The organism is Pseudomonas sp. JUb42, from assembly GCF_024807945.1.
Lineage (GTDB): Bacteria > Pseudomonadota > Gammaproteobacteria > Pseudomonadales > Pseudomonadaceae > Aquipseudomonas.
In genome coordinates this window covers 48,170-74,810 of the sequence record NZ_JANUFD010000002.1, presented here as the reverse complement: position 1 = coordinate 74,810, position 26,641 = coordinate 48,170, and the positions used below count along the sequence as shown (strand labels likewise).

At 58.6% G+C, this 26,641-nt stretch carries 34 protein-coding genes; all 34 read left to right on the top strand.

Features of this window, described 5'->3' with window-relative positions; genetic code table 11:
- Nucleotides 1-22 precede the first annotated feature (22 nt).
- On the top strand, nucleotides 23-175 hold the full coding sequence (locus tag M2401_RS04110) for a hypothetical protein (protein WP_259100087.1): 153 nt from the start codon (nucleotides 23-25) through the stop codon (nucleotides 173-175).
- Complete coding sequence (locus tag M2401_RS04105) at nucleotides 175-363, top strand: hypothetical protein (protein ID WP_259100085.1); 189 nt, start codon at nucleotides 175-177, stop codon at nucleotides 361-363. The genes M2401_RS04110 and M2401_RS04105 overlap by 1 nt, the downstream gene beginning before the upstream one ends.
- Nucleotides 360-563 carry a hypothetical protein gene (locus M2401_RS04100; RefSeq protein WP_259100082.1) on the top strand — a complete coding sequence of 68 codons (204 nt, stop codon included), beginning with the start codon at nucleotides 360-362 and terminating at the stop codon, nucleotides 561-563. Before M2401_RS04105 ends, M2401_RS04100 begins: the two co-directional genes overlap by 4 nt.
- Entirely contained in the window at nucleotides 556-966 is a 411-nt protein-coding gene (locus M2401_RS04095; RefSeq protein ID WP_259100080.1) for a DUF2591 domain-containing protein, read from the top strand. Before M2401_RS04100 ends, M2401_RS04095 begins: the two co-directional genes overlap by 8 nt.
- Nucleotides 959-1,309 carry a hypothetical protein gene (locus M2401_RS04090; RefSeq protein WP_259100079.1) on the top strand — a complete coding sequence of 117 codons (351 nt, stop codon included), beginning with the start codon at nucleotides 959-961 and terminating at the stop codon, nucleotides 1,307-1,309. Before M2401_RS04095 ends, M2401_RS04090 begins: the two co-directional genes overlap by 8 nt.
- A complete protein-coding gene (locus tag M2401_RS04085) occupies nucleotides 1,306-2,073 on the top strand; it encodes a hypothetical protein (protein ID WP_259100077.1) in 768 nt (255 codons plus the stop codon). Before M2401_RS04090 ends, M2401_RS04085 begins: the two co-directional genes overlap by 4 nt.
- Nucleotides 2,063-2,521, top strand: a complete 459-nt coding sequence (locus M2401_RS04080) for a hypothetical protein (RefSeq protein WP_259100075.1) — start codon at nucleotides 2,063-2,065, stop codon at nucleotides 2,519-2,521. The genes M2401_RS04085 and M2401_RS04080 overlap by 11 nt, the downstream gene beginning before the upstream one ends.
- The gene (locus tag M2401_RS04075) at nucleotides 2,518-2,853 is read left to right on the top strand and encodes a hypothetical protein (RefSeq protein WP_259100061.1); all 336 of its coding nucleotides are present in this window, start codon (nucleotides 2,518-2,520) and stop codon (nucleotides 2,851-2,853) included. The genes M2401_RS04080 and M2401_RS04075 overlap by 4 nt, the downstream gene beginning before the upstream one ends.
- The gene (locus M2401_RS04070; RefSeq protein ID WP_259100059.1) at nucleotides 2,850-3,467 is read left to right on the top strand and encodes a recombination protein NinG; all 618 of its coding nucleotides are present in this window, start codon (nucleotides 2,850-2,852) and stop codon (nucleotides 3,465-3,467) included. The genes M2401_RS04075 and M2401_RS04070 overlap by 4 nt, the downstream gene beginning before the upstream one ends.
- A complete protein-coding gene (locus tag M2401_RS04065) occupies nucleotides 3,464-4,045 on the top strand; it encodes a hypothetical protein (protein ID WP_259100057.1) in 582 nt (193 codons plus the stop codon). The genes M2401_RS04070 and M2401_RS04065 overlap by 4 nt, the downstream gene beginning before the upstream one ends.
- A 129-nt stretch (nucleotides 4,046-4,174) precedes the next feature.
- Nucleotides 4,175-4,462, top strand: coding sequence for a hypothetical protein (locus M2401_RS04060; RefSeq protein WP_259100055.1), 288 nt, complete (start codon nucleotides 4,175-4,177; stop codon nucleotides 4,460-4,462).
- Between the two features lie 182 nt (nucleotides 4,463-4,644).
- Nucleotides 4,645-4,971: an MFS transporter gene (locus tag M2401_RS04055; protein WP_259100052.1), complete on the top strand. Its 327-nt coding sequence runs from the start codon at nucleotides 4,645-4,647 to the stop codon at nucleotides 4,969-4,971.
- Nucleotides 4,968-5,312, top strand: a complete 345-nt coding sequence (locus tag M2401_RS04050; RefSeq protein ID WP_259100050.1) for a hypothetical protein — start codon at nucleotides 4,968-4,970, stop codon at nucleotides 5,310-5,312. Before M2401_RS04055 ends, M2401_RS04050 begins: the two co-directional genes overlap by 4 nt.
- A gap of 44 nt (nucleotides 5,313-5,356) precedes the next feature.
- Nucleotides 5,357-5,491: a hypothetical protein gene (locus M2401_RS04045; protein WP_259100048.1), complete on the top strand. Its 135-nt coding sequence runs from the start codon at nucleotides 5,357-5,359 to the stop codon at nucleotides 5,489-5,491.
- A gap of 7 nt (nucleotides 5,492-5,498) precedes the next feature.
- Entirely contained in the window at nucleotides 5,499-6,122 is a 624-nt protein-coding gene (locus tag M2401_RS04040; RefSeq protein WP_259100046.1) for a putative metallopeptidase, read from the top strand.
- 32 nt (nucleotides 6,123-6,154) lie between these two features.
- A complete protein-coding gene (locus M2401_RS04035) occupies nucleotides 6,155-6,628 on the top strand; it encodes a DUF2280 domain-containing protein (RefSeq protein WP_259100815.1) in 474 nt (157 codons plus the stop codon).
- The gene (locus M2401_RS04030; protein WP_259100044.1) at nucleotides 6,603-7,916 is read left to right on the top strand and encodes a terminase large subunit; all 1,314 of its coding nucleotides are present in this window, start codon (nucleotides 6,603-6,605) and stop codon (nucleotides 7,914-7,916) included. Before M2401_RS04035 ends, M2401_RS04030 begins: the two co-directional genes overlap by 26 nt.
- Nucleotides 7,913-9,244: a DUF1073 domain-containing protein gene (locus tag M2401_RS04025; RefSeq protein WP_259100042.1), complete on the top strand. Its 1,332-nt coding sequence runs from the start codon at nucleotides 7,913-7,915 to the stop codon at nucleotides 9,242-9,244. Before M2401_RS04030 ends, M2401_RS04025 begins: the two co-directional genes overlap by 4 nt.
- A 7-nt stretch (nucleotides 9,245-9,251) precedes the next feature.
- Complete coding sequence (locus M2401_RS04020) at nucleotides 9,252-10,367, top strand: DUF2213 domain-containing protein (protein ID WP_259100040.1); 1,116 nt, start codon at nucleotides 9,252-9,254, stop codon at nucleotides 10,365-10,367.
- Nucleotides 10,368-10,369: 2 nt separating this feature from the next.
- On the top strand, nucleotides 10,370-10,807 hold the full coding sequence (locus M2401_RS04015) for a hypothetical protein (RefSeq protein ID WP_259100038.1): 438 nt from the start codon (nucleotides 10,370-10,372) through the stop codon (nucleotides 10,805-10,807).
- Nucleotides 10,808-10,819: 12 nt separating this feature from the next.
- Nucleotides 10,820-11,746: a DUF2184 domain-containing protein gene (locus M2401_RS04010; RefSeq protein WP_259100036.1), complete on the top strand. Its 927-nt coding sequence runs from the start codon at nucleotides 10,820-10,822 to the stop codon at nucleotides 11,744-11,746.
- 1 nt (nucleotide 11,747) lies between these two features.
- Entirely contained in the window at nucleotides 11,748-11,930 is a 183-nt protein-coding gene (locus M2401_RS04005; protein ID WP_259100034.1) for a hypothetical protein, read from the top strand.
- Nucleotides 11,931-11,972: 42 nt separating this feature from the next.
- Entirely contained in the window at nucleotides 11,973-12,497 is a 525-nt protein-coding gene (locus tag M2401_RS04000) for a DnaT-like ssDNA-binding protein (RefSeq protein WP_259100032.1), read from the top strand.
- The gene (locus M2401_RS03995; RefSeq protein WP_259100029.1) at nucleotides 12,494-13,501 is read left to right on the top strand and encodes a phage minor head protein; all 1,008 of its coding nucleotides are present in this window, start codon (nucleotides 12,494-12,496) and stop codon (nucleotides 13,499-13,501) included. Before M2401_RS04000 ends, M2401_RS03995 begins: the two co-directional genes overlap by 4 nt.
- Entirely contained in the window at nucleotides 13,498-13,881 is a 384-nt protein-coding gene (locus tag M2401_RS03990; RefSeq protein ID WP_259100028.1) for a hypothetical protein, read from the top strand. Before M2401_RS03995 ends, M2401_RS03990 begins: the two co-directional genes overlap by 4 nt.
- Entirely contained in the window at nucleotides 13,881-14,261 is a 381-nt protein-coding gene (locus M2401_RS03985; protein WP_259100026.1) for an HK97 gp10 family phage protein, read from the top strand. Before M2401_RS03990 ends, M2401_RS03985 begins: the two co-directional genes overlap by 1 nt.
- Complete coding sequence (locus M2401_RS03980) at nucleotides 14,258-14,653, top strand: DUF4128 domain-containing protein (protein ID WP_259100024.1); 396 nt, start codon at nucleotides 14,258-14,260, stop codon at nucleotides 14,651-14,653. Before M2401_RS03985 ends, M2401_RS03980 begins: the two co-directional genes overlap by 4 nt.
- A 66-nt stretch (nucleotides 14,654-14,719) precedes the next feature.
- Nucleotides 14,720-15,880 (top strand): phage tail tube protein, encoded by a 1,161-nt coding sequence (locus M2401_RS03975; RefSeq protein ID WP_259100022.1) that lies wholly within the window; start codon nucleotides 14,720-14,722, stop codon nucleotides 15,878-15,880.
- A 78-nt stretch (nucleotides 15,881-15,958) separates the two neighbouring features.
- Nucleotides 15,959-16,441 carry a hypothetical protein gene (locus tag M2401_RS03970; RefSeq protein WP_259100019.1) on the top strand — a complete coding sequence of 161 codons (483 nt, stop codon included), beginning with the start codon at nucleotides 15,959-15,961 and terminating at the stop codon, nucleotides 16,439-16,441.
- 317 nt (nucleotides 16,442-16,758) lie between these two features.
- A complete protein-coding gene (locus M2401_RS03960; protein WP_259100015.1) occupies nucleotides 16,759-17,160 on the top strand; it encodes a hypothetical protein in 402 nt (133 codons plus the stop codon).
- An 87-nt stretch (nucleotides 17,161-17,247) separates the two neighbouring features.
- The gene (locus M2401_RS03955; RefSeq protein ID WP_259100014.1) at nucleotides 17,248-23,643 is read left to right on the top strand and encodes a phage tail tape measure protein; all 6,396 of its coding nucleotides are present in this window, start codon (nucleotides 17,248-17,250) and stop codon (nucleotides 23,641-23,643) included.
- Nucleotides 23,640-24,545 (top strand): hypothetical protein, encoded by a 906-nt coding sequence (locus M2401_RS03950; RefSeq protein ID WP_259100012.1) that lies wholly within the window; start codon nucleotides 23,640-23,642, stop codon nucleotides 24,543-24,545. The genes M2401_RS03955 and M2401_RS03950 overlap by 4 nt, the downstream gene beginning before the upstream one ends.
- Nucleotides 24,545-26,077, top strand: a complete 1,533-nt coding sequence (locus M2401_RS03945; RefSeq protein WP_259100010.1) for a hypothetical protein — start codon at nucleotides 24,545-24,547, stop codon at nucleotides 26,075-26,077. Before M2401_RS03950 ends, M2401_RS03945 begins: the two co-directional genes overlap by 1 nt.
- The gene (locus M2401_RS03940) at nucleotides 26,074-26,640 is read left to right on the top strand and encodes a DUF4376 domain-containing protein (protein ID WP_259100008.1); all 567 of its coding nucleotides are present in this window, start codon (nucleotides 26,074-26,076) and stop codon (nucleotides 26,638-26,640) included. The genes M2401_RS03945 and M2401_RS03940 overlap by 4 nt, the downstream gene beginning before the upstream one ends.
- Nucleotide 26,641 lies beyond the last annotated feature (1 nt).

Genomic DNA, 26,641 nt, shown 5'->3' with positions numbered 1-26,641 from the left:
GCCCGCCATGCAAGGCGCCCTAATGGCTCTGGTACCAGTGGCGATCGGCGCCATGGTTGGCTGGTACTTGCTGGCACCAGAACCATCTCTCGACAGGATCTGTGCTCGCAACAATGAGCGCGGCTCGTCCGCCTGGGTGGCTTGCGTCGACCGCATGATTCAGGAGCGCAAGTGATGAAAGATAACCTGACAGTCCTGACAGGGCCGATCGACAAGCAGCGCGCAGAACTGGAAGCGCTAAAGCGCAGCATGCCTATGCACATTGAGTTTCTTGCCATTCAGGCGCAAATGATTCGCGCCAAATATCAGGCATTGGTGGCTCAAGGTTTCACTGAGGCGCAAGCGCTGGAGCTTTGCAAATGACCCCCTTCGACCAGTCCGTACTCGCTTACTACCAGCAGCACGGCGGCGCAACTGCCTGGATCTGCGCATCAGCCCTTCAAGTCGACCGTGAAGAAGTCAGCAAAGCCCTCCAGCGTCTCAAGCGTAAAGGCGTCATGAAGAATAACGGCCCCTTTTGGGAGTGGAAAGCGCCATCGCGCCAGGAGGTTGGTTATGAGTGAGCTCATCGAGGTGAAGGTAAGCGATCTCTGCGGCGAAGCCTTGAACTGGGCTGTCGGCAAGGCTGATGGTCAGCCTGTCTACGTCGAAGATCCGCACTACGGGAATCCAAGTCGAGTGCTCGTACGCGGAAAGCGCCCCGGGTGTTTCCTGGCTGAGCATCGCCGGTTTAACCCGGTCGTTGACTGGTCTGTAACCGGCCCGTTGATCGAGAAGCACCTAGTTGACCTGCACTACCCGCACGGTCTGCCGGGCCGAGGGTGGTGGGCTCAGGCCGGTACGCACTCGCAAGAAAGCCCGCTTGCCGCCATGGACGCAACACCCCTCATCGCCTCCTGCCGCGCCATCGTTGCCTCTGTACTTGGCCCTGTCGTGTCTGTACCTAAGGAGCTTTGCCATGAATGATCAGAAAATGCGCGAAGCGTTTGAGGCATGGGTCCTCAGTGAGTACCCAAACCAGCGCATGACCCGGTTCGCGGACGGCGAATATCACAGCACCACGATTCAATACTGCTGGCTGGCGTGGCAGGCCGCACGCATCCCGTCTGGCGTAATTCAAGCCACTGCATGGCGAGTAATCGACGCCAAGGGCAAGCGCTTCACCGTCTACAACAAGGATTTGGCGATGGCTATCAGCGATGCAGGGCTGCACGTGGCTCCGATGTGTGACGTTCCGCCAGAGGGCTGGGAGTGCAGTCGCGAGCCGGGACACCCAGGGCCGTGCGCTGCCTCGGAGGCTCAATCATGACCAATGAAGATCTGAAGGCGCTGGCATGGGCGATCCGCGAAGGCTGCGGTCTGGAAGGAATGGCTGCGGCTGAGGCCATGTTCAATTTCGAGTGCGCTGCCACGCCTGACGTGGTGCTGGGGCTGATTGCGGATAGCGAGCGCAACCAGCGGATGCTCCTGGCGGCCTGTATGGGCATGGGCACCATCGGTGAAGCGCTCGGCGCTGACATGAACAGCGACGGTGACGAGCTGCTTGGAATGGTCAACGACCTCATCGCCGAGCGTGACGCGCTCAAGGCCAGCCATAAAACCATCGATTGCCGGTTTGAGGTTAGCGAAGACACGCTCAAGACCATTCGCGGCTGCCTTTCCTCGGCTGAATCGGATATCGACGCGCTCAAGGCTGAGTGCGAAGGGCTGCGCGAGAAGGTGGCATGCGTGGACGACTTATCAGCACTGGTTCGCCAACTAGTCCAACGACTGCGGAAAGCCGCGCCAGACAACGATCTCCCTGAAAAAGCTATGGACTACTTGAAGCGCAAAGGGCTGCAAGGTAGTCCGCTGCGCTCTGATCCAGCCGAAGTCGAGCCGGATCTCGGCGCCCCAGCTAAGGCAAGCAAGTGGACTGCGGAAGACGAGGCAGGATCGAAGGCCGTGTACGAGCAGTGGGCAAACATCTGTGGGTACCTGCCATGGGTAGAGGGCGGCAACTCGCTGAAACAGGACGAGGCCAGGCGCCTGTATTGCGCCATAGAGGGGAAGGAGTACTGCTATGGCCGATAAAATCCGCCTCAACTCCCTGGCTGAACTGTCCGTCGTCAGCGCTGCTATCCGCATCAAGGGGTTCCCTTGCAATGTGACGATCACCGGCGCGGGCCGCAGCCTTCCGCAAAACGCGCTTTTCCACAAATGGTGTGAGTGCGCCGCCCAGTTCTTCGTGAGCATGGGCAAGACGACGTTCGCCACCGGCGCGGCCATGAACATGGAGAACATGAAGCGCAACCTCAAGCTGACGTTTCTGGGCGAAGAGGTGATTCGGGATATCAATCTCAAGACAGGCGAAGTCACGGAACGCCTGGAGCTGCGCCACACCAGCGGGCTGGACAAGGGCGACATGCACGCCTTCATGACCTGCATCGACGTTTGGGCGGCTGAGCATGGGATCTACCTGCCGCATCCCGAGGACAGCGAGTACATGAAAATGCGCTGCAACATGGGGGAGGCGGCATGAGTAAGTTCAAGTTCAGTGTTGGCGAGCCGGTAATTCTCCAGTGCCTCGATTACCCGCACCTCAACGGTGAGTACACCGTTACCCACTGCATTCACGCACATGAGGTCTATCTCGACCCTGAGTTTGGCCAGGCTCTTCGCCCTGAAATTCTCGGATACTTCCTGGATGGCGCCAGATTGATTCTTCAGGGCGGTGAAGGCAACGCTGCCACTGCTCTTTGGTATGAGGGAGCGCTACGCAAAAAGCATCTTCCCGGCGAACTTTCATTCAAGGAGCTGCTGCAAGGCATTGGAACGCCCGAGCAGCAGAAGTCCCGCGAGGTATCGGCATGAGACGCACGGAACTGAATCGAACCGTCCCCCTCAAGGCCAGCGGCATAAACCCGCGCACACCCCGCAAGAAAAAGTGCGCCCACTGCACGGAGGCCTTCCAGCCTTCGCGTGTCGGTCAAAAGGTATGCAGCCCTGCCTGCGCCATAGCTCTGCCGCCGGAGAACCTGGTGCAGGCGCGCAAGGCTCTGGCTGATGTGGGGCGCAAGGAGCATCGGGCGGCGAAGGAGAGGGTGAAGTCGCGGGCGGATCACATGCAGGACACGCAACGAGCTTTCAACGCATGGGTGCGTGAGCGTGACGCGCTGCTGCCATGCGTGAGCTGCGGTCGTCATCACCAGGGCAAGTATGACGCTGGCCATTACCGCACGGTCGGAAGCAGCCCGGCCTTGCGATTCGAGCCGCTGAATTGCGCAAAACAATGTGTGCCATGCAACCAGCACAAGTCCGGAAACGTCGTGAATTACCGCATCGAGCTAGTGAAGCGCATTGGCATCGCGAACGTTGAATGGCTGGAAGGCCCGCATGAGCCGAAGAAGTACACGATCGACGAATTGAAAGCGCTGACTGCGCTGTATCGAGAAAAGTCCAGAGAACTCAAGAGGGCGAGTGCATGAGGATCAATTCGGCGCGGCAAGCTTGGCATGACTGCACCTACAACCCGGCCCCCGGACAGAGTTCGGATGTCGTTCAATTGGGGGTTGTCGTGCAAAGCACGGAGCGCGGCCCTACCGCAAATCACGCCATGCATAGTGCACTGGCCGGTCATATCCAGTCAGCAATATCCCGTCTTCACCCTCAAGTTAGGGTGTTCGGCGAGTACATGTACGCAGCGAGCCGGAGCGACGATATCCGGGAGGCTGCCGAGGAGGTGGTATTCGGCCTGGTCGTGTCGAAGTCCAAGCGCATGACGGCGGCAAAGCGCGAAAAGCTGGAGTACGTGGTGAAGGGTGTGATGAAGCGCTATCGCTACATGCACCAAGGGGGCCAGTCGGCCAATGCCGATCCAATGATCAAGCCCGAATCGTTCCGCACCTGGCTGGTGGCCGAGTATGGGATTCGCATCGAATCGTTCAACTGGGAGCGAGATTGGGAGCCGGGAATTCGGTTGGCATTCGATTGCTGCGAAGACCTTGACCGGATGGCCCTGAGCCCTATCGGAGCGGTGATTTATCAGATGAAAGAGGCTGCTTGACTTCCCGTGCGGCTGACGGCATCATTTTGCCACATTGAGTACTTTGCCTGCGGCAACTTGCTCTACGAAACCCGGCCACTGCGCCGGGTTTTTTATTGCCCAAAGAAAACTCACTCCGAGGAATGCATTATGCGTCGATTCTCAACCTATCTGGGTCTTGCGTTCGCCGCATGCATGGCCTGCTTCTCCGTTTCCGCACTGGCTGAGCCGGTGCTGTACGCCCAGCGAATGTTTATCGCGGCGGCTGAGTTGCCGGGCGTCGGCCTGAAGCGGCTGGACCTGACCCTCGCCATGTGGCGAACGGGTGGCCACGCCACTGATGAATCTCTGAAGTCCAATCTCCGCGCATCCAGCAATCACTTCGTGATGAGTTCTGCCAGTCCGGTTCCTGACGGCGTCGGTCACGCGCTCTGCTGAATACGCCTGGTAGCAATGAAAAAGCCCGGACACGTTTCGGGCTTTTTGTACTTCTGAGGAAAGCTGCTACAGCGATGGACGCTTTCCCAGGCGCACAGATTCTGCAAACCCGCTCCAGGGTGCTCCTCTTGGCGGCTCACACCCGCCCTTTTATTAAACATGCCCAGTCACGGAGTCAGCGCATGGATTTCTTTCATCGCCTCTCCGAGAGGGCCGATTGGATGATGGCCGGGCTATTTGGCGTCATCGCTGCAAGCTGGTGGCACAAGGATGACCTGAACGATTGGAAGGCCTGGGTGGTCTTCTTGATCACGGGGGTGGCGTGCGCTCTTTACCTGACCGGTATCGTCAGCACCTACCTCTCAATCACCGAGCCGGGTAACGTGGCCGGTATCGGATTTCTCCTTGGTGCATTCGGTGGGTCATTGATGACCGCAATCAACCGCGCCATCAAAGCCGCCGATCTCTGGTCGCTCATCCGCCAGAAGTTCGGGGGAGGCAACCCATGAGCCTAGAAACTCTGAGCAACCTCTTCGTATCGATCATTGCCCTATGGGCTGTCTGGGCCATTCTGAGCAATCAGGTGCGGGACGGCATCGCTGGGAAGCTGATCTACGCCGCCATTGCACTGTCTGGGTATGCGATTGCCACCCGGGCGGAGTCGATCTACCTCACCCCCACGGTTGCAGGCGTGACGTTCCACGCCTCCCTGGCCCTTGCCGGTCTCCGTCACTTCGTCATGGTGACCTGGTGGGAGCGCATCAAGACGTGGCTTTGCCGCTACCTGCACTGCGAGCACTGCCTGTACCGCGATACCCGCCGCGTGAAGATTGAGCGCCGGAAGTCGTAGCGCGCCACAAATCAAATACCGCCATTTCGTGGCGCGAGGTGACCATGACCAAGAAGAATTGGTACGTCACCGCGCCAGGCTACCAGCCATTCCCGATGATCCTGCTCGACGAAGCGCTGGATCATGCTGGGGCATTGGCGTTTGCCAGAAGCATCTGGCCTGCATGCTCGGTGGAGTGAGGTTTAGATGGATAGGCCGATACCGCCCGCTGAGATAGTGGAACTGTCGGACCTTTCCGACTTCGGCATCCGGGTAGTTCCCGCCCCTGCCGTCCGGGAGTGGATACAGACCGAGATCCTTGCCGACACCGGCAGTATTCACAACCCCGACCACGCTCACCTGATCGATGCTGATATCGCAGTCATGTGGGCGTCGTCCAGCTTCGAGAAGCAAGGTCGCCGTGTATTGGGTCAGGCCGAGCAGGTCGCCTTCCGTGCAGGAGGGTGGCAGAAAGCCCGGATGGAACAGCAGATGTTCGATTGGTTCGGCGATGTGCCTGCCTTCATCATTACTCTGGCTGCCGATTACTGCTCGACCTGTAGTGATGCTGACTTCTGTGCACTGGTCGAACATGAGCTGTATCACCTGGCTCAGGCCACTGATCAGTACGGCGCGCCAGCATTCACCAAGACAGGCGCACCCAAGCTAAAGATGCAGGGGCACGACGTAGAAGAGTTCGTCGGCGTGGTTCGTCGCTATGGTGCCAGCCCGGACGTTAAGGCGCTGGTGGATGCTGCAAACAAGCCTGCCGAGGTAGGCAAACTAAATATTTCGAGGGCCTGCGGAACCTGTCTGCTCAAGTCGGCCTGATTCCATGACAGGTAATGACGGATGGCAAACAAATGGCTGTACTACGAAGCGAGGTCAAAGCCTTCATTGTTCAGGCTCTGGCCTGCTTTGATACGCCGTCACAGGTTGTCGCCCAGGTCAAGACGGAATATGGCATTGAGATAACCCGGCAACAGTGCGAGTCGCATGACCCGACGAAGTTCGCCGGGCAGAGACTGGCGAAGAAGTGGGCGGCTCTGTTCCATGAGGCCCGGAAGCGGTTTAAGGAAGAGACGGCAGATATTCCCATTGCCAACCGAGCATTCAGGCTTCGCGCCCTGGGCCGAATGGCCGAGAAGGCCGAGAATATGAAGAACATGGCGCTAACCGCTCAATTGCTTGAGCAGGCAGCCAAAGAGGTGGGCGACGTCTACGTCAATCGCCGTCTCGATCCAATTAAGCCCCCTGGTTCAGAGGCGGGCGCCCAACCTGCTGCTGAATACGTGCTGAGGCCTGACGAAGATGTCCCTGCCAGCCCGTATCTCTGACGTTCTCGTTGAGTTGACGCCAAAGCAGGCGAACATTTACTGCTGGGGGTTCCAGTCTGAGGCGCGATTCCGTGACGCTGTTTGTGGGCGCCGGTTCGGCAAGACCTTTCTGGGCAAAGCTGAGATGCGCAGGGCTGCAAAGCTCGCATCGGAGTGGAATGTCAGCGTAGAAGATGAAATTTGGTACGCAGCGCCGACCCAAAAGCAGGCGCGCCGAGTGTTCTGGCGTCGACTGAAGCAGGCCATTCCAAAGTCATGGATGGCCAGCAAGCCCAACGAGACAGACATGCTGATCACTCTCAAGAGTGGTCACTTGCTTCGCTGCGTCGGCCTTGAGAACTACGATGACCTACGCGGCTCAGGGCTGTTCTTCATCCTCGTGGATGAGTGGGCGGACTGCAAATATGCCGCGTGGGAAGAAGTAATCAGGCCGATGCTATCGACCTGCACTTACACTCTGCCAACCGGCGAGGTCCGCAAGGGTGGCCATGCGCTGCGCATTGGCACGCCTAAGGGCTTCAACCACTGCTATGACACGTTTCAAGACGGAAAGCCTGACGGAGAGCCCGACCACAAGAGCTGGCTCTATACCTCAGTCCAGGGCGGCAACGTTCCGGCCGAGGAGATCGAGGCGGCACGCCGCAAGATGGACCCCCGGACATTCCGGCAAGAGTATGAGGCCAGCTTCGAGAATTATCAGGGCGTCGTTTACTACACGTTCAACCGCGAAGCATGCCGCACCGTTGAGCGCATAAGGCCAGGCGAGGCGCTTCACATCGGCATGGACTTCAACGTCATGAAGATGAGTGCCGTGGTCTATGTCATTCGTGAGGGCCTTCCCCTGGCCCTGGATGAGCTGCACACCATCCGCGATACGCCGGAGATGATCGAGAAGATCAAAGTCAGATTCCCTAATCACAGCATCGCCGTCTATCCAGACGCCAGCGGGCAGAACACCGGCAGCAAAAATGCCAGTGAATCAGATCTTTCGTTGCTGCGCGCGGCAGGCTTTGCCGTGTATGTCGACTCAACCAACCCTGGCGTCAAGGACCGGGTAAATGCCGTAAATGCGATGCTTCTGAACGCATACGGCGAGCGGCGCATGCGAGTCAACATCGACCAATGCCCGAAGTTGACCCAGTGCCTTGAGCGCCAGGTCTACGACAAGAACGGCGAACCAGACAAGAAGGGCGGGTTTGACCACATGGTCGACGCCATGGGCTACATGATTGCCCAGCGCTACGGCCTCGCAAACTCCTACACCCTCGCAAACGTGAGCACCTCATGAGCGTATTCAGCTACGTCAAAGACAACCTGCAGAACCTCGTCGCAGGGCTGGGTACTGGCCGTGACAAGGCCGCGCACTCGCACTACAGCGCCCCCGTCATGGATGATCAGCAGTTGATCAACGCCTTCCGGGGCTCATGGTCGGCGCGCAAAGGCGTGACCATTCCCGCCCTGGATGCATGCCGTAACTGGCGCAACTGGCAGGCCAAGAAGGAGCAGATTCAGGCGATCGAGGCTGAAGAGCAGAGGCTGGATGTCAACGGCAAGATCCTTGAGGCACTGATCAAGGCCAGGCTATTCGGCGGCGCAGCGGTATTCATCGGCACGGGCGACAAGAACACTAATGAGCCGATCCGACCCGAGTCGCTGCAGAAAGGCGGAATCAAGTACCTGACCGTCATGACCCGTCGGCAGTTAAGCGCCACAGCCATTGAGCAGGACCCGCAGAGCGAGCGCTTTGGCAAGCCCAAGGCCTACAACCTGCCCGGGTCGCAGATCGAGATTCACCCGTCACGCCTGGTCATCTTCGTTGGCGTGCAGCATCCAGACCCTGAGCTCGCGCAAGGTGTTGAGTTCGGCTGGGGTGATTCGGTGCTGCTGAGCGCCATGCCCGCCGTCAAGCACTACGACGAGACCATGGCGAACGTGGTCAGCCTGGTCTACGAGGCCAAGATCGACGTTATCAACATCCCGAACCTGATGACCAGCCTGCAGGACAAGAACTACACCAAGCAGCTTCTTGACCGCCTGGCCCTGGCCGCAACAGCGAAGGGCATCAACGGCACGCTGATCCTTGACGGCCTGGAAACCCACAGCTCCAAGTCGGCCAACTTCAGCACGCTGCCGGACATCATCAGTAAGGCAGAGCAGGGCGTCTCCGGGGCATTCGATATCCCCGGTTCGCGGATGTTCGGCCAATCTTCGGGCGGCCTTAACGCCAACGGCGAAGAAAACACCCGAAATTACTACGACAACGTCGCCTCCAAGCAGAAGCTGGAGATCAAGCCAGCCATGAGCGTGCTGGATGAGTGCCTGATCCGCTCGGCGCTCGGCGCCAGACCCCAAGAGATCCATTACGCCTGGGCGCCTCTGTGGCAGCCGACAGCGAAAGAGCGTGCAGACATCGGCAAGACCACTGCCGACACCATCAAGACGCTGGCAGACACCAAGCTGTACGCCCAGGAGGCGCTGAGCGAAGCATCGGTGAACCTTCTCGTCGAGATGAGCATTCTCCCAGGGCTTGAAGCCGCCATGGACAAGTTCGGCGCCGCGCTGCCAGAGGAAGAGATCACCCCCGTCACCCCTCCGAAAGAACCGGCCAGCACCTGAGGCAATCATGAAAATCACTGATTCAGTCGTCCTCAGCGATACCTCGTTGAGCGAGTCCGGCTATCTGGAAGCTTTTGCCCGGACCGCGCGTACCGGCATTCAGCAATACCTGGGCTCTGAAGTAGGTCGCCCGGACCTGGGCGTGGTCAACGTGTACCGCGATGAGGCCGAGGTGTTCTCCAAGCGCTCGCTTCAGACCTTCTCGAAGATTCCGGTCACCAATGATCACCCGGGCGAGTCCGTTACCGCGGCCAATTGGAAGGAAGTGGCCGTAGGCACCACCGGCGATGACGTCCTGCGCGACGGCGAGTACCTGAAGATCGGCCTGAAGATCACCGACGCATCAGCGGTCAAGGCTGTGACTGACGGGAAGCGCGAGCTCAGCGTTGGCTACAGCTGCGAATTGCTGTGGGAAGCCGGTGTAGCGCCCGACGGGACCGCGTACCAGGCCAAGCAAACCATGATCACGGCTGATCACGTTGCCATTGTGCAGCGTGGCCGGGCCGGAACGAAAGCGCGCATCGGCGACGCTTGGGGCGTTGCCCCGATTACTGACCACAACCCCCAAAAGGAAAAACCCATGACCCTGAAGACGGTTACCGTCGACGGCATCCCGGTTGAAGTAACCGACCAGGGCGCCATTGTTATCGCGACCTTGCAGCAGCGCATTACCGATGCTGGCAAGACTCTCACCGACACCCAGACCGGCCACGCCACCGCCCTGGCCGCCAAAGACGCCGAACTGGCCAAGAAGGATGCCGAGATCGACGGCCTGAAGTCCAAGGTGCTGACCGATGCGCAGATCGATGCTCGCGTTAAAGAGCGTGCAGACCTGATCGGCGTTGCCAAGTCCATCTCCGACGGCGACTACACCGGCAAGACCTCCGACGAAATCCGCAAGGCGGCAGTTGTCGCCAAGCTGGGTGACGCGGCAGTCAAGGATAAGCCTGACGCCTACATCGCGGCCCGCTTCGACATCCTGGCCGAGGACGCCGCCAAAGACCCGGTCCGTCAGCACCTGATCAACAACGACAGCCGGACCAATCCGAATGACAACGGTCAGTCTGCCTACGAGCAGCGCATGACCGACGCCTGGAAGACTCCAGCACAGAAGGGGGCGTAACCATGCCAGCCATTCAGACCACGTACAGCACCAACATCGCGGCCCGCAAGCTGGGCCACATCCCGGACATGACCCAGGCTGACCTGATCTCGCGCAACGTCGAGACGGCGGCTGGCATTGGCTTCGGTCTCCCTGTCGCCCAGGGCGCAGACGAGAACGGCTGCATCGCGTTCGCCGGCACCGGCTTTCTCGGTGTGACCGCGCGCGATCGCTCTGTGACCGTGGCCGACAAGTTCAGCCAGTACGACTCGGCCCGCATCCTGAAGAAAGGCCCGATCACTGTTACCGCTTCGGTAGCCGTTGCGGCTGGCGACTCGGTGTACCTGACCAGTGCCGGGGCGTTCACCAACGTCTCGACCAGCAATACCCAGATCCCGAACTCTCGTTGGGATTCGACCACCACCACTGCCGGCGCACTGGCAGACATCTTCATCAAGTAAGGAGCGTCAAGCATGTCGCAAATCAAACTGCTCGACGCCCAGGCTGCATTGGGCTTCGCGTTGAGCCAAACGACGTTCATCGAACGCCAGGTCAACCAGATCGTGTACGGCGACATTCAGTACCAGGATCTGATCCCCGTGGACAACTCGGCGCCTGAATGGGTCAAGACGGTCACCTACTACTCCGGCGACAAGTTCGGCAAGGCCGACTGGATCAACGGCAACTCCGACGATGTGCCTCGCGCTGGTAGCGAACGTAGCAAGTTCGAGACCTCCGTCTATACCGCTGGCATCGGCTACGGCTGGGGCCTGGAAGAACTGAGCCAGGCGCAAATGCTGGGCTTCCCACTGCAATCCGATGACGCCGCAGCCGCGCGCCGCGCCTACGAAGAGATGGTGGATAACGTCGCGCTTCGTGGTGATGCTCGCAAAGGCTTCCAAGGCCTGATCAGTAACAGCGCCGTGACTGCGATCACCGTCCCAACCGGCAACTGGGCGACCGCTACCCCGGCCCAGATGATCGCCGACATCAACGCCGTGTTGATGCCGACCTTCTCCGGCACGCAGTACACCTCGATCGCCGACACGCTGCTTCTGCCGTTCGAGAAGCTGCAGCAATTGGCGCAGAGCGTGATGCCGAACACCACGATGACTGTTCTGCAGTTCGTGATGCAATCGAACATCTACACCCAGACCACTGGCAAGCCTCTGATGATTCGCGGCATCTACGGCCTGCTGACCGCTGGCGGCGGCGGTACCGCTCGCATGGTTGGCTACCGTCGCGACCCGTCGGTGCTGAAACTGCACATCCCGATGCCTCACCGGTTCCTGCCTGTGTACCAGGCCGCACCGCTGCGCTTCGAAGTGCCGGGAATCTTCCGCCTGGGCGGCCTGGACATTCGTCTACCGAACTCCGTCAAGTATGGGGATGGGATCTGACATGGCCAAAGTCACCAACACCAGCAAGAACCCTGTCGTCCTGTCGGATGGCACCTTCCTGCCAGTTGGCGAGGAAGTGGACGTGAAGGATTGGGCCAAGCTCAAAGACCACCACGTCACAGCCGCAATGGTCGAGTCTGGCGAGCTGCAAGCAGGCGCTGCAAAGACCGAAGACAAAAAGTAAACCCCGGAGCGGTTCGCCGCTCCACCTATTCGAGACAATCCGATGCCTGATTTCTACGGTTCAGTTGCCGCCGCTGACGCCTATCACCTTGCGCGCGCGAATGCCGCGTGGGCTGGCGACGATGCAGCGAAACAGGCCGCATTGGTCCGGGCGTCGGCCTACATTGATGGCAAGTACCAGACGCAGAGCTCCTGCGGGCGCTGGGAATCGCTATTCCCCGGAATCAAGACCGGCGGCCGGGCCCAGTCGTTGCAGTGGCCGCGCACGGGCGCGAGCGACAACGAAGGCAACGCCATCCCGGTTGATGAGGTGCCGATCGAGATCGAGCAGGCCACCTACGAGGCCGCTCTGCGCGAGATCGTCACCGCCGGCAGCCTGAGCCCGGACTACGTTGCATCGGGCGCCATCAAGCGCCAGAAGGTCGACGTGCTGGAGATTGAGTATCAGGCGTCAGCCGACAGCGCGGGTTCCGCGCCTAACCGACCGGTCCTCACCGTGGTCGATGAGCTGGTCGCTCCGCTGTTGCGCAGCACGCAGCTATGCGGGATTGCGGTATTCGTCGTATGAAAGCCGTAGACGTAGAGCGCGATATCGAGAGCCTGGAGCCAGCCGCGCAGCAGGACTACCTTGATCAAGTTGCTGCTGTGGCGCAATCCGTGAGCATCGCCGCGCTTGAGCAGGCGGTGGCCGACAACGATCAATCGAGAATTCTGGAGCTTCTGGCCCTGGGCCTGCTGCTGAATCTGACGGTCAGGCTCCGTACCACGTACACCACTGGCGCGACCAAGGAGCTCGCCGGTATCAAGATCCCCGGCATGAGGCCGGAACTGGACATGAATGGGCAGGAGGTGAATTCCTTCCTGTCGGCCCAGGCCATTGCGATCCGCGAGCAGGCCGCACTTGAGCAGGCTCTTGCTATCAGTGTTGCGCTGACCGAGGGCAGGGCGGCGGGATTGGGGGCCAGATCCATAGCCCTCAACCTGGCTGGGCGCCTGAGCAAACAGACCGGCCGGCGCGTCGGCGGCATGATCGGCGTGAGCGGAACTGCTGCTGAGGCGATCGAAAAGGCCAGGCTGCAGCTTGGCAGCGGAGATCCGGCCATGCTGAAGGCCTATCTTCAGCGTATTGCCCGTGATCGCCGGTTCGATGGCGCGGTTCAGGCTGCAATTCTGGGCGGCGAGCCGGTGCCGAAAGAGGTGCTGGATAAGGCGTTGGGCGCCTACGCAGAGAAACTGCTTGCCGTTCAGGCTCAGACCATTGCGCAGACTGCCGTCGCCGAGGCCTACAACAAGGGCCGGGAAGAGGGGTGGAAGCAGCTCACTGACCGCAGCAACGGGCTCTACACCTACATAAAGACCTGGCGCACACGAATGGACGGCAAAGAGCGCCGCACCCATGGCGCCATGAATGGGCAGAAGGTCGAAAAGGACCAGCCATTCCATTCGCCGAGTGGCGCAATGCTGATGTTCCCGTGTGATTCGTCACTGGGTGCGCCATTGAGCGAGCGAGCCCGGTGCCGGTGTGTCGCGGAGTACTCCCTCAAGAAGAACGTGCAGGCGGTGCAACAATGAGCATCAAGGCCACCATGCAGGCGTCGTTTGGCGCGCTGTTCAACGACCAGTTCGCCGAAGCGGTGTCGTCGTTCACCGGCTCCTACCTGGGGCCTGGCATCTATGACCCGGTCACAGAAGAAACGACTGCTCAGCCCGTGACATACACCGGACGCGGTGTGCTGACCCGCTACAAGAAGGATCAGGTCGACAACGACCGCATCCTGGCCACCGATGTCCGGGTCATTGCCTTGGTCAACGAAGTCACCGATCACCCAATGCCCGGGCATGAGATCAACGCAAAGGACCTCATCACCGAAGAAACGCGCGACTACCGAGTGATCGAAGCCGTTACCGACCCGATAGGCGTGCAGTACCAGATACAGCTGAGGGTGATCTGATGTCGAGTTCGTGGAGCATCCCGCCAACAGCATTCATCACCCAGATCGAGCAAGACCTGGTGAACCATATGCGCAACATCGCCACGGCCATGCTGGGCGAGGTAGTCCTGCGCTCGCCCGTGGATACCGGCCGATTCAGGCGAAACAACGTCATCAGCATCGGCTCTCCGGTGTTCTCCACGCTACTGGATGTGGACAAAGACGGCGCCGAGACCAAGGCTATCGGCCAGACGGTGCTGTCGACGCTCAGCCCATACACCGTGATCTACATCCAGAACAATCTGCCCTATGCGGAAAAACTGGAGAACGGATATTCCAAGCAGGCCCCGACTGGCGTATACGGCATAACCATGATCAGTGCCGCCGAGAAGTTCAAATGACCTACGAAGAGATCCGCCAGTTGATCACCGCCAGGATGGTGACATTCACTGGTATTGAGCAGGCCAGGATTCAGTACCCGAACCAAGTCGCCGCATTCACCCCGCCAGCGTCCGGCCTGTGGTGCAGGTTGAACATCCAGCACGCCAGCGCCTTCATGGCCGGGATGGCAGACAAACCTTACACGCGAAAGCCTGGGCAAATCGTCATCCAGGTCTTTGCCCGAGTTCGGACCGGGATTAAGGGGCTGAACGAGATGGCCGACGCCCTGGAGGCCCATTTCGCCTACTGGAGCAGCAGCGATTTCGAGTGCATCGAGACCGGACAGATTGACGCTGGCGAAAATGACGGCTTCTACCAGATCAACGTAGTTACCCGGTTCCGCGCCGGCTGACCCTCAGCAACACCCATCCCACCCGCCTTGAGCGGGTTTTTTTATGCCCACACAAAGGTGGAAAACATGAGCTCCGGCGCCAAAGTCACGAGTTATCTGATTGCCGAGGTAACCCCCGGCGTAACCCCAACAGGATCGTTCGACACCCTGCGATTGACCGGCAACACCCTGTCGCCAAAGGTCAACACCCAGGCCAGCGACGAGATCACCGACTCCCGGCTCAGCCAGGGCTCGGTATCGACCAGCGTCGACATTCAGGGCGACCTGACTGCCGAACTGTCCTACGGCACCTTCGATAAGCTGCTGGCGGCCGCCTTCTACAACAACTGGACCGCGAACGTCCTGTCTGTCGGTGACATCCGTCAAACCTTCACCATCGCGAAGAACTACGGCGATGTGAACGTCTATGCCTTGTTCAAGGGCATGCACGTTTCGATGTTCAAGCTGGACATTCCGTCCGACGGCAAGATCACCACCACCTTTACCCTGGCGGGCCTGGACTACGCGGACAGCGACACCAACACCGTCACCACGGTGAATGCGCCGACCACCACGCCGTTCATGTCGAACGTCAACATCGGCACCCTACTGGTGAATGGCCAATCTCTGGAAGGCATTGCCTGTGTGTCTGCGCTGTCGATCAGTGTCGACAACAGCCTGCAGGTCCAGCGCTGCCTGGGTACTACCCGGCTCGGCCCTGGTGCACAGATCGCTACCGAAGCCGCCATCACCGGCAGCATCACCATGGCCTGGTCCAATCAGGCGTGGTTGTTCTGGAAAAACCAGTTCACCCGCGCGCCGATTGCGGTCTCGTTCCCGATCACCGACAGCCTGGGTAACAGCTACACGATCAACTTCCCAGCCATCGAGATCGACGGCGACCTGCCAAACGGCGGTAAGCGCGACCTGATCGAGGTGACGCTGAACTTCACCGTCAGCAAGGTCTCTCCGACCATCACCCGCGCTCCTTTCGTGCCTGTTACCAGTCTGTCCGTTGCGCCTACCACCGCATCGATCGCCGTCGCTGCTACCCGTCAGCTCACTCCTACCGCATTGCCGAGTGGCGCGAGTCAGAACGTCACCTGGTCCAGCGCCACGCCGTCGGTTGCCACGGTCAACAGTTCCGGCCTGGTCACTGGCGTATCGGCCGGCACCGCCGTCATCACCGCGACCAGCGTCTCCGATCCAACCAAGACCGCTACATCGACCATCACGGTCACCCCGTAACCGATCCAACCCTTTTGACTGCTCCGGCGATTACGCCAGCCGGGGCGGTCTTTTTTGGCGTGGCGTAGAGGATTCATCATGGCTTTCAAATTGAAGAAGCAAGTCAAACACGTCGATGCCAAATGGTTCGACTTTGACGAGGAAACCAAGGTTCTCTTGGGCTCGATTGATAATCCCGACTACCAGATCGCCTTGGCGCGGCTGCGCCGCGAGATCCAGCGCAATGATGCCAAGTTCGCCCTGGGCGAGGCCGGTGTGGTCGATGGCGAGAAGACCGAGTATCAGGGCCAGTGCCGCCTGATGGCCAACCACGTCATCAAGGACTGGTCCGGCGCACAGGACGAGGACGGCAATCCGCTGCCCTACACCCCTGAAAATGCCGAGGCGCTGCTGCTTGGCAACATCGAGGTGTTTATGTTCATCCTCCAAACTGCCAGCGGATACGCGACTGAACTGCGCGAGGAGCTGGACGAAGCGGTGGAAAAGCCGTCAGCCGATACGAGTGGGAAAGGGAGTGGAGCGGACAAACCGAAAAAAGAGCGGCCATCTACGCCCGCCTAAGGATGAAGGTGCCGGACGAGCCGGAAACCGACTCGCTGACCCAGTACCTCCTGAACACGTTCCGCAATGTGTGCCGGGGAAGGCGCCTGCTCAGCAATATGAGCGGGACCTTCCCTATACCGTTGGCGGCCAGGGAGATCAGCGATTGGCTCGAGGCTCATCCCACGCCGTTACCGCGGCACTGGGTGGATGAGGTGATGTTTGCCTTGGACGGCATCGTAATGAGCGAAGCGTCTGATGAGTAATCGGGCGCGACGCTTTTGTTCGATATCCCGCGATGATGGTAGATTGCCGTCTTTATCAGGGAGATTTACATCGTGCAGATACTGAAAACAGGATTGATCGTTATATTATCCGCATACCTTGTGGGCTGCGCTCACCGCCAAAAAACGCCTGACATGCCACTTTCAGAGGTTCGCCCGACGCCGGTCTGCGAGGGCGAGAAGCAATGCTCTGAAATGTGGGGCCGTGCACTTGACGCAGTGTCGACCGTGACGCGTATGAAGGTTGCTTCTGCCAACGACACATTCATCCAGACGTACCCCACCCGGCAGATCGGCTACCTTAACGGCCAGGTCTATAAGCAAAGCCTGGGCGGCGGGAAATATGCCATCCAGGGCAAGTTCGACTGTGGTCGATACGACTGGTGCGACAACTTGCTGAACAGCGCTCAAAATCTTTTCAATACTTCCGTGCAGGGTTTCGACCCGGTGAAGTGAGTTCGCCCAGGGCATCCGCGCAAGAGCGGACCTTTTATTACAAATAAGCCGGCCATTGAGCCGGTTTTTTATTGCCCGGAGAAACGTATGGCGCTGACTTCCCGTCTTTCACTTGAGGTCGACGGCAAATCCGCAGAACAACAGGTTCTGGCCGTTCGCAAGGCTCTGGATTCGCTTACCGAGGCAGGGCTTCGGGCTGGCCCAGTGCTGACAGGTGTTTTCGGAAGCATCACCAACGCAGCCAAGGGCATTAACGCAGCAGCCAACAGCATCGACACTGCACGTAAATCGCTTGACGGCCTCAATGAAACCGGGAAAAAAACCGGGACGATCATTGGCGGCGCCGCCGGCAGTGTTACCGCGCTGGGCGGTAGTGCCGCGTCCGCCGAAGCGAAGCTCGCCGCTGCTCGCAAAGAGCTGGAAGCTTTGAATCTGGCTGCCGCCAAGTCCGCCGCAGCCATGGCTGGTGCAGGCGGCGCGATGAATGGCCTCGGCCAGGGCGCCAGAAACGCAACCGGGCAGGTGCAGAGCCTCGAGCGTCAGGTTAAATCGCTGGCGGCCCAGGCTGCTGGCCTTGCCGGGCCCCTGGCAGCCGCATTTAGCGTGAAGTCCTTCTATGATGCGGCAGAAGCGTACTCCACGCTAACCAACCGCATGAAGCTGGTGACAACTGGCGCGCAGGAGCTCGCACAGGCTCAAAGTGCTGTATTCGCTATCGCCCAAAGCGCGCACCAGCCGCTGACTGCCACGGCTGAGCTCTATCAACGCATCGCCACCAATCAGAAAGAACTCAAGCTGACCGGTGAAGGCGTAGCCGGGGTTGTGGGCACTATCAGCAAGACCCTGGCCATCTCTGGCGCCTCAGCAGCATCCGCGAACGCGGCGCTCGTCCAATTGGGTCAGGCTTTCGCGTCTGGGACGCTGCGGGGCGAAGAACTGAACTCCGTGATGGAGCAGGCCCCAGCGCTTGCCCAGGCTATCGCGGCAGGCATGGGCAAAACCGTCGGCGAACTGCGCTCGCTCGGCGCCGCAGGGTTGCTCACTGCAGACGCAGTTGTGAAGGCTTTGCAGGCCCAGCAGGGCGCTGTAGATGCGCTGTTCAGCAAGACCTCCGTGACGATCGGCAACAGCCTTACCACGCTCGAAAACTCGTTCACGCAATTCGTCGGACGAATGGATCAGGCTTCCGGCGCAAGCGCCGCCATTTCGTCGAAGATCGTAGCCGTAGCCCAGGCTATGGACGGTCTGACCGGCAGCTCTACCGAGATTGCTCAATCGCTTCAAGCCGTCGGCGCTGTTATGACTGGAGTTGCGGCGGGCGGGGCGGTCATGCTGACAGCGAAGATAGGCCAACTGACCCTCGCCATGGGTCAGTCCGTCTACAGCTATTACGCCACCAGGGCGGCAGCTATCGCGTCGGCATCTGCTGAGCTCGAGGACGCCAAGGCCAAGGCTATTCAGGCGCAATCGGCCGTAATCGCCGCCGAGCGTAATGCCACCGCCGCACTTCTCCAGACGCGCATGACCGAAGCACTCGTCGTTGCGCGCATGGAAGAGCGGGCGGCTAATGAGGCTGTGGCGCTATCACAGGCAAGGCTTGCCACGGCGTCTACCGGCATACTGGGCATCATGGGTGGGGCTGGCGGCCTTGCCTTGATCGTCGGCGCCGCAGCGGCCACCTATATGCTGCTGCGCGACAACACCGACGAGGCTACTAAGGCTCTGGACCAACAAGGCCTGTCGATCGAAGAGATTGTTAAAAAGTACGACGCCTTGAATGCCTCGCAGCAACGGGTTAAGCGCCTGGATTGGCTCGACGAAAGAGCCAAAAACCTCGACACCGCCACGCAAGCGCTCAAGCAGTACGCGGATGCAGAGAAGGTCATTGGTCTCGATGATGGCGTTGCCGCTCAGTTCCGCCAGCTTATCGATGAGGTGAAGCGCGGCAGCCGGGATCTCGACAGCGTTACTCAGTGGCTCAAAGACAACGCAAACATATCACCGGGCGTCGAAAAGTCCCTGGGCGCAATCGCTGCGGAGTACACCAAGGTCACGCAGCGCAATAGCGACCTCGACAGCGTTTTGAAGCTGGTGGATCAGTCCCAAAAGGGCGTCACCAAAAGCACCGACGAGCTGCGCGAAGCGCAAAACAAGGGGCAGACCCAGACCCGGGCGCAGATCGGCGACTGGGAAAAGTACATTGCCAAGCTGCGTGAATCCCGGGATCTCTACGGCGCAAACAAGGAAGCCCAGGCTGCGTACGAAGCCAGCAAAATGGGCCTCAACGAGAAGCAGCGTGAAGAGGCTCGGATCGTTTCATCTCAGATCGACATCCTTGATCAGTACAAGACGGCAATCAAAAAGGGAGATGTTGCTCGCCAGGAGTCGCTGAAAAACGAGCTTGTCGCCCTCTATACCCAGCAGCAGGCAATGGAAGACGCTGCCGCTGCCGAGAAAAAGTCGCAAGATGAAGCGCTGAAGAAGTCGAAGGAAACGGCCGACGCCAAAATCACTGAGATGTATCGGGTGCTGGCTGAGGCAAACAAGGTTTGGAACGCTGCGGCAAATCTGTCGTCCGGACAGAGCTTTCTCACCGGACAGAACATGTTGCTGGTTCCATCCAAGCAGCAGAGCATTGCTGGCCGGAGCATGGTCTCCACGAACGCCCCGACCCCGTCGACCGGCGTTGTCCCGCGTAAATCTGCGGTTCAGCTGGCAAATGAGCAGATTGCACAGCTCAACGAAACCGTCGATGAGACGTCAAAAAGGGTCAAGGCCTATACCGAAGACGCCGGCACCAAGGCGCTTGATCAAGCGAAGCAGCAGTACGCCGTACTGGTTCAGCAGGGCGTGGCTATTGAGCAGCAGGGCAGTGGAACAAAGGCCCTGGGCCCGGCTGCCAAGGAGCTGATCGAGTGGGAGCAGCAGCTTGCAGATATCAAGAACAAGCAGACGCTGACGGCTGATCAGAAAAGCCTGCTGGCAAAAGCTGATCAGATCACTGCGCAGAAGAAGCTGAATGCCGAACAGGAAAGAACGAACGATCTCAAAAAGATAGAGCTCGACAACACCGCCAAGCTGATTGCGTTGCAGGATCAGCTGCAGGATCAGCTCAAACTTGCACAGGACGGGCTGGATAGCCAGGTCGCAGGGCTGGGCATGGGGCAGAAGGGCCGCGAGCAAATTCAAGAAGACCTGCGCATTCGCCAGGACTACCAGAAGCAGCTCGAAAAGCTTCAGCGCGACTACAACAAGATCGTCAACCCTACCACTGCCGACAAAGGCCTGTACGACCAGGAAACCGGCAAGATCAAAGACGCTCTTGCTGAGCGCCTGAAGATGCAGAAGGACTATTACGCAGGCCTTGATCAGGCCCAATCGGACTGGGCGAACGGGGCAAACGCAGCGCTTCAGGACTACTTAGACGAAGCCAGCAACGTCTCCGGCCAGACCTACACGCTTTTCTCCAACAGCCTGCACGGCCTGGAAGACGTATTCGTCACCCTGGCGACTACCGGCAAGCTGTCGTTCAAGAGCCTTGCTGACAGCATCATCGCGGATCTCGCGCGGATCGCTGCCAGGACGCTCATTGTTCAGCCGCTGCTCAGCGCCTTGTTTAGTGGCGGTGGCGGCGGTGGAGTTGCTGCGCTGGGCGGCCTGGCTGCGATATTCGGCAGTTCCGGCTCGTCAGGTTCTAGTGGCTCAGGCGGCACCAGCATTGGCAGTCTTGCGAATAGCGCATCGAGCGCCTACAGCCTTGTCACAGGCGTTGGCCCGGCCGCGTCCGCTGGATATACCAGTGGTGGCGTGGTCGGGGCAGTGAAGGGCGTTGCCAGCTACTACGGCAATATCACCTCAAGCGCGGTATCGACTATTGCAGGGAGCGCTTCCCAGATTGCAGCGGCCTTAACAGGCCAAACTGCTGCATACGGCGCAACACAGGGCGCTTACACCGGTTCTGCATACGCAAGCTGGGTTGCCAGCCAGGGCGCAAGCCAGGGTGCGGCGTCTGCTGGCGGCAGTGCAGCCGGCGGCGCTGCATTGTGGCCGCTTGCGATCATCATGGGCATGTACCAGTCGGGCAAGCTATATGACGCCGGACTGCGCTATGACAAGGGCGAGATCGAGGGCTCGGACCTGAGCAAGCTGGGCGATAAGCTGGGTACTGCCGGGCTCGATCGGAAGCTGGCCTTTGAATCGATCGGCCTGGCTGACAAGGTGGCCAGCAAGCTGTTCGGCGGCAAGATAGGCGCCATGCTGTCCGGCTCTACCTTCGCAATGTCGGTGGAAAACATGATCAGCTCCAAGCTGTTCGGCACCGGCTACCAGACCAAAGACTCCGGCCTGTCTCTGCAGGTGAACAATGGCGATCTGGACGCTCAGTCCTACATCGACCAGAAGAAAAAAGGCGGCCTGCTGTCCGGTAAGTCCAAGAAGCGCACGCTTTACAGCGCTCTCGATACTGATCAGGAAGACCAATTGCAGGGGCTGTACGCGGCCACTCAGTTGGGCGTGATCGATCTCGTTAAGCAGATTGGCGTCACCGTTGAGGACGGCGCATTCGATGCCATGAAAGTGGCAGAGCTGAAAATCTCCACCCAGGGCAAGACCGAGGACGAGATTCAGGCTGCGGTGTCTGGCTGGTTCAACTATGCCAGCGATGTGATGGTGGCGACGCTCGACAAAGGCGTGGGCGGCTTCGGCTACTCCTTCACCGAACTGGCCCGACGCATCAACGTCTTCACCGGCTTCAACGCCCAGCTCGATGTGATCGACGTCAAGATGTACAAGCTCTCTGCGGAAAGCATGGAGCTGGCCAACGCTTTGGTTGAGGCGGCCGGCGGCACAGAGGCCATGACCGCCAACATCAACACCTACTACGACAAGTTCTTCAGCGACACCGAGAAAACCAGCGATGCCCTGGCCGCCGTACAGAAGCAATTCAGCGACATGGACGTTTCGCTGCCTGGAACCCGCGAGGCCTACAGAGACATGGTTTCGGCCATCGACCTGACGACCGATGCCGGTCAGCAACTGTTCCTGAAGTTGACCGCAGCCGCCGGGGCCGCCGCTTCGGCCTACGACATCCTCGAAGCACGCCAGGCCACGTACTACACCGGCTTCTACAGCGAAGCAGAGAACACGGCCAGATCGGTCGCGGCCATCACGGCTGAGTTCAAGAAGGCCAATGTCACGCTGCCTGACACTCGGGCGGGCTATCGCAAGATGGTCGAAGGGATCGACCAGACGACGGAATCCGGCAAGAAGCTCTACGAGACGCTGATGGCGTTGTCCGCAGACGCCGACACCTTCTATAAGGCGCAGGAGCAGACAGCAGCGGCAGCGCAGGCAACTGCAATGACTGCTGTGTCTACCGCCATGAGCGCCTTGCAGCGGGCTGTTGACGCTCAAAAGACGGCGCTCACCAACGCTTACAACGATCAGGTTTCGGTGCTGAATGACTCGGCATCATCCCTGTCGACGAGCATTTCGGGCCTGACCAGCATTGGCAACTCCCTGGATGCGGCATTGAAGTCGCTGAACGGCACGTCGGATACGGCCGTCAGGATGCTGCGCAGCCAGGCGGAAGCCACGCTGCAAAGCGCCTTGGCGACTGCGCGCTCTGGTGGCTCTCTATCGGGGTTCACCGGCTTGAGCGACGCGCTGTCAACCGTCAGCGACAACAGCGACGACTTGTACAGCTCTTTGGAAGACTTTAACCGCGACCAAGGCCGTACAGCGAACGTCATCGCCGAACTGAACGCCATCAACGGCGTCCAGCTGACGACTGAACAGAAGGCCCTGGAAGCAGTTCAAGACCAACTGAAAGTGCTCAAGCTGACATACGACGCGCAAATTAAGGAGCTAGACGATTCCCTGGCTCAGGCCCAGGCTCAAATTGATGCTCTCAATGGCGTTGATACCTCGGTCATCAGTGTAAGGGATGCCGTCAACGCGATGAATGCAGCGGTTGCCGGTGCAATCAATGCACTCGCTGCGTCGTACGCGTCGGGCGGGCTTAACCCTCCTGGCGCTGGTACGGGCTACACGGGCTCTGGCGGCGGTGCTGGCTACAACGATATCAACGGCATCTTCAAAGACGTCCTAGGCCGAGATGCTTCGGCCTCCGACGCTGCCTATTGGGCTGGACTGGCTGCGGGTAAGACAGCCGAGCAGCTTGCCGCGGCAATCAAGGCAGATGCCCAGGCCAACGGCGAGCTCCCAAAATTTGCCAAAGGCGGTTTTCACTCTGGAGGTATCCGCCTCGTCGGCGAGAACGGTCCAGAGATCGAGGCAACCGGCCCGGCGCGCTACTGGAGTGCGTCTAAGTCAGCCGCTGCGCTCAACGGAACTGCATCGTCCGAGAACTCGGGCGAGATGGTAGAGCGCCAGGCGTGGACCAATAGGCTGCTGAATCAACTGATTCAAGCCGTCAACACCCAAACCAAACTCGGCATGCCAGTTTATCCGGTGACCCAATGAAAGTAGTCGCGCCGATTGATATCAGCACCTCGATCATTTCAGCCTACAACGTGCCCGCGTCTACCAATCCAGCATGGTCGTCTACGACGGCCTATGCGATAGGGAACAAGGTCGTTATTGGGCAGTATGACTACGAGGCGCTGGTAGCAAACACCAATCGAAACCCGGAGACGGACACCGTTACGCCAGCCGCATGGTTGAACCTTGGCCCATCTAACCGGTGGGCCATGTTCAACAAGCGGATTGGCAAGACGTGGCAGGTCGGGACCAAGACAACAAACGCCAACACCATCGACATAACCTTCTTGCCCGGTCAGGCCATCAACTCTATCGGCCTTGTCGGAGTTATTGCGGATAAGGTCACGGTGCAGGTGATTGTCGGGGGCAGCATCGTTTTCTCGCGCGAGATGGTGATGTCGTCCAAGACAGCGGTTGACTGGTATGACTATTACTACGGCCCTTTCGTAACAAAGGACAATCTTGCCTACACTGATTTGCCGTCCTATTCGAACGCGAGCATCAGGGTAATCGTCGATAACACAGGTGAAACCGCCGAAGTTGGAATGATGATTCTCGGGCAGCAGAACAGCATCGGTTGGGCAATATGGGGTACAGGCATCGGATTGGAAAACTACTCTCTATCGAGCGTAGACAACTTTGGAAATATTACGCAGATAGAGAGGGGGTCTAGAGATACCGTTGATTTTGACTGTCGAAATTATAAAAATCAGGTCGGGAATATTAAGCGGATATTAAAGCCGATGAAAGATCAGGCCGCGATGTATATCGGCAGTGAAGATGTGGATGCAACTATCATCATCGGAAAGCTTGAAGACTTTAATCTGACCTTCGCCAACGTGGCGCTGGTTGAATTCTCCATCTCTGTGTTGAGTCTAGAATAATGGTCACTCCAGTAATCGATCTTCTTCCGTCTCCCCCCGTGCCAACTGATTCACCTCCAGCATTCGCCACCAAGGCCGGAGCATTTGTCACGGCCCAAGCCGCTATGGTTCCACAGTTAAACGCCGCATTTGCATGGCAGGCGGCCTCTGAGGCGGCAAGCCTCGGCTATAAGAACGCCGCCGCCACCTCTGCGACTGCTGCGGATGCGTCGTCGACGGCGGCCGCTGGGCAAGTCACCCTTGCCGCCGCACAGGTAGCCCTGGCAGCAACACAGGCCAGCAATGCAGCTAGCTCCGCGAGTCAGGCTCAGATTGCTGCCGCCGCCGCAGGATCGGCCGCCGGACTGCCAAGCTTTACCGCAAAAGACGCTTTCGACGTTCTGCAAATTAACTCCGCAAAAAACGGCGTTCAGTGGGGGAAAGCAGGACAATCAGTTGGGGATATTCTTGTCACGGCAAGGGCACCAGGTGCAACCTACGCAAACGGAAATCGTTTTAGTTATTTGCAATCAATCTATCCTGATTTGTATGCTTTGATCGGTGCTTTGCCTGATGCGGACCGTTCAACTATTTCAACAGGGACTCTCAATGCTTCGTTTCCTAGCGATGCATTGTCGTCGCGACTGACCGCTGATAGCGGTTCGCTGTTGATAGCTTTGTGCACCAACGTGGCTTTCTGCTATACATCCGCTGATCGAGGTGTAACATGGGTTCGGCGCGCAACGCCGGTATTTAACTGGAAATCGATCACAGTGAAGTCGGGATTGTTCCTCGCTGCTACTACTGATAACCCTAGTCAAACATATACCACGACAGATGGAGTTACGTGGACAGCTAGAGCAATACTTTCACTATCGCCGCAGTTAGGTGCAGTGGCCGGTTTGTTTGTATTGATAGATCAGACTGGCGCGGACGCAATCAATCATACCTCTCCTGATGGAATCACTTGGACTAGCAGAGCGGTCCCCACAGATCTGCCAATTGTCGGACTATTTAACGTAAATGGATTTCTTATTTCATTGACTGGGAATAGTGCGTTCTATTCCTATACTTCTGACGGAATTAGTTGGGCCAGAACAAACACAAGTGGTAATTTTCAATCTATTCAATACGTTGCTGGCACCTATTTTGCCGTAAACAACGCTGCCGATGGCGGATTGTTCACAGCTACGTCATTAGCAGGTCCATGGACTAAGACCACGCCTCTTTTAATACCATCCGGTGGATTTTCCACGTTCGCAGGCTCTTCGCAGGGTGCAGTATCGTCAATCGACGGTGTTATTATATTTCCCACGAACGGTACGGCTGCTTGGGTATCCAATGATTCTGGAAAAACATGGGATTACAGAATAACAACAGCTAACTTTAGTTCACCCCTAGCACTCCCTGGTCGTTTTCTCCAGTTGGCAGCAGCTAACACCACCTACAGCATGCCACTTCGTTCTTACGATTCGACTACATCATTTATAACCCCTAAGTCTGTCGCACAGCCGCCCCCGTTGACAACCTACATAAAAGGGAAATTAGTATGACCACCATTGCTTTATATTTTTTTAACAGTGATCTTATTTTCACTGAAAGCGGTTCGATGGAAGAAACAGACCCTATTCCCATGAATTCAACGTTTACGGCGCCGCCTGCTTTAACTGGCACTGAAGTTGCCAAATGGAATGGCTTCGGTGTTGGCTGGTCGGTATTGCCGAAATATCCAGACCCCTATATTCCGCCGCCTCCAATCATCACTCCTGAAGAAGTTGATACCGAACGCGACCGTCGTATCGACGCTGGCTTCACCTTTAAGGGTAAGGTGATCCAGTCCCGCGCAAGCGACCGGGAAAACGTCAGCGGCGCAGCCCAATTGGCATTCATGGCCATCGTCGGCGGTGCCCAGCCTGAAGACTATCGCTGGTCCGATCCCGATGCGCCCTTCCAGTGGATATCCGCAGACAACTCGCTGTTGAGCCTGGACGCGGCCGATACCGTAGCAATGGGCCGTGCCGCAGCCGCAACGAAGCAATCACTCATCTTCAAAGCCCGCGACCTGAAAAATATGTCGCCTATCCCATTGGATTACACTGACGATAAGTGGTGGTGAT

Excerpts from the sequence above, each read along its gene's own strand:
- M2401_RS04110 (WP_259100087.1), top strand. The coding sequence starts at position 23 with ATGGCTCTGGTACCAGTGGCGATCGGCGCCATGGTTGGCTGGTACTTG.
- M2401_RS04105 (WP_259100085.1), top strand. The coding sequence starts at position 175 with ATGAAAGATAACCTGACAGTCCTGACAGGGCCGATCGACAAGCAGCGC.
- M2401_RS04100 (WP_259100082.1), top strand. The coding sequence starts at position 360 with ATGACCCCCTTCGACCAGTCCGTACTCGCTTACTACCAGCAGCACGGC.
- M2401_RS04095 (WP_259100080.1), top strand. The coding sequence starts at position 556 with ATGAGTGAGCTCATCGAGGTGAAGGTAAGCGATCTCTGCGGCGAAGCC.
- M2401_RS04090 (WP_259100079.1), top strand. The coding sequence starts at position 959 with ATGAATGATCAGAAAATGCGCGAAGCGTTTGAGGCATGGGTCCTCAGT.
- M2401_RS04085 (WP_259100077.1), top strand. The coding sequence starts at position 1,306 with ATGACCAATGAAGATCTGAAGGCGCTGGCATGGGCGATCCGCGAAGGC.
- M2401_RS04080 (WP_259100075.1), top strand. The coding sequence starts at position 2,063 with ATGGCCGATAAAATCCGCCTCAACTCCCTGGCTGAACTGTCCGTCGTC.
- M2401_RS04075 (WP_259100061.1), top strand. The coding sequence starts at position 2,518 with ATGAGTAAGTTCAAGTTCAGTGTTGGCGAGCCGGTAATTCTCCAGTGC.
- M2401_RS04070 (WP_259100059.1), top strand. The coding sequence starts at position 2,850 with ATGAGACGCACGGAACTGAATCGAACCGTCCCCCTCAAGGCCAGCGGC.
- M2401_RS04065 (WP_259100057.1), top strand. The coding sequence starts at position 3,464 with ATGAGGATCAATTCGGCGCGGCAAGCTTGGCATGACTGCACCTACAAC.
- M2401_RS04060 (WP_259100055.1), top strand. The coding sequence starts at position 4,175 with ATGCGTCGATTCTCAACCTATCTGGGTCTTGCGTTCGCCGCATGCATG.
- M2401_RS04055 (WP_259100052.1), top strand. The coding sequence starts at position 4,645 with ATGGATTTCTTTCATCGCCTCTCCGAGAGGGCCGATTGGATGATGGCC.
- M2401_RS04050 (WP_259100050.1), top strand. The coding sequence starts at position 4,968 with ATGAGCCTAGAAACTCTGAGCAACCTCTTCGTATCGATCATTGCCCTA.
- M2401_RS04045 (WP_259100048.1), top strand. The coding sequence starts at position 5,357 with ATGACCAAGAAGAATTGGTACGTCACCGCGCCAGGCTACCAGCCATTC.
- M2401_RS04040 (WP_259100046.1), top strand. The coding sequence starts at position 5,499 with ATGGATAGGCCGATACCGCCCGCTGAGATAGTGGAACTGTCGGACCTT.
- M2401_RS04035 (WP_259100815.1), top strand. The coding sequence starts at position 6,155 with ATGGCTGTACTACGAAGCGAGGTCAAAGCCTTCATTGTTCAGGCTCTG.
- M2401_RS04030 (WP_259100044.1), top strand. The coding sequence starts at position 6,603 with ATGTCCCTGCCAGCCCGTATCTCTGACGTTCTCGTTGAGTTGACGCCA.
- M2401_RS04025 (WP_259100042.1), top strand. The coding sequence starts at position 7,913 with ATGAGCGTATTCAGCTACGTCAAAGACAACCTGCAGAACCTCGTCGCA.
- M2401_RS04020 (WP_259100040.1), top strand. The coding sequence starts at position 9,252 with ATGAAAATCACTGATTCAGTCGTCCTCAGCGATACCTCGTTGAGCGAG.
- M2401_RS04015 (WP_259100038.1), top strand. The coding sequence starts at position 10,370 with ATGCCAGCCATTCAGACCACGTACAGCACCAACATCGCGGCCCGCAAG.
- M2401_RS04010 (WP_259100036.1), top strand. The coding sequence starts at position 10,820 with ATGTCGCAAATCAAACTGCTCGACGCCCAGGCTGCATTGGGCTTCGCG.
- M2401_RS04005 (WP_259100034.1), top strand. The coding sequence starts at position 11,748 with ATGGCCAAAGTCACCAACACCAGCAAGAACCCTGTCGTCCTGTCGGAT.
- M2401_RS04000 (WP_259100032.1), top strand. The coding sequence starts at position 11,973 with ATGCCTGATTTCTACGGTTCAGTTGCCGCCGCTGACGCCTATCACCTT.
- M2401_RS03995 (WP_259100029.1), top strand. The coding sequence starts at position 12,494 with ATGAAAGCCGTAGACGTAGAGCGCGATATCGAGAGCCTGGAGCCAGCC.
- M2401_RS03990 (WP_259100028.1), top strand. The coding sequence starts at position 13,498 with ATGAGCATCAAGGCCACCATGCAGGCGTCGTTTGGCGCGCTGTTCAAC.
- M2401_RS03985 (WP_259100026.1), top strand. The coding sequence starts at position 13,881 with ATGTCGAGTTCGTGGAGCATCCCGCCAACAGCATTCATCACCCAGATC.
- M2401_RS03980 (WP_259100024.1), top strand. The coding sequence starts at position 14,258 with ATGACCTACGAAGAGATCCGCCAGTTGATCACCGCCAGGATGGTGACA.
- M2401_RS03975 (WP_259100022.1), top strand. The coding sequence starts at position 14,720 with ATGAGCTCCGGCGCCAAAGTCACGAGTTATCTGATTGCCGAGGTAACC.
- M2401_RS03970 (WP_259100019.1), top strand. The coding sequence starts at position 15,959 with ATGGCTTTCAAATTGAAGAAGCAAGTCAAACACGTCGATGCCAAATGG.
- M2401_RS03955 (WP_259100014.1), top strand. The coding sequence starts at position 17,248 with ATGGCGCTGACTTCCCGTCTTTCACTTGAGGTCGACGGCAAATCCGCA.
- M2401_RS03950 (WP_259100012.1), top strand. The coding sequence starts at position 23,640 with ATGAAAGTAGTCGCGCCGATTGATATCAGCACCTCGATCATTTCAGCC.
- M2401_RS03945 (WP_259100010.1), top strand. The coding sequence starts at position 24,545 with ATGGTCACTCCAGTAATCGATCTTCTTCCGTCTCCCCCCGTGCCAACT.
- M2401_RS03940 (WP_259100008.1), top strand. The coding sequence starts at position 26,074 with ATGACCACCATTGCTTTATATTTTTTTAACAGTGATCTTATTTTCACT.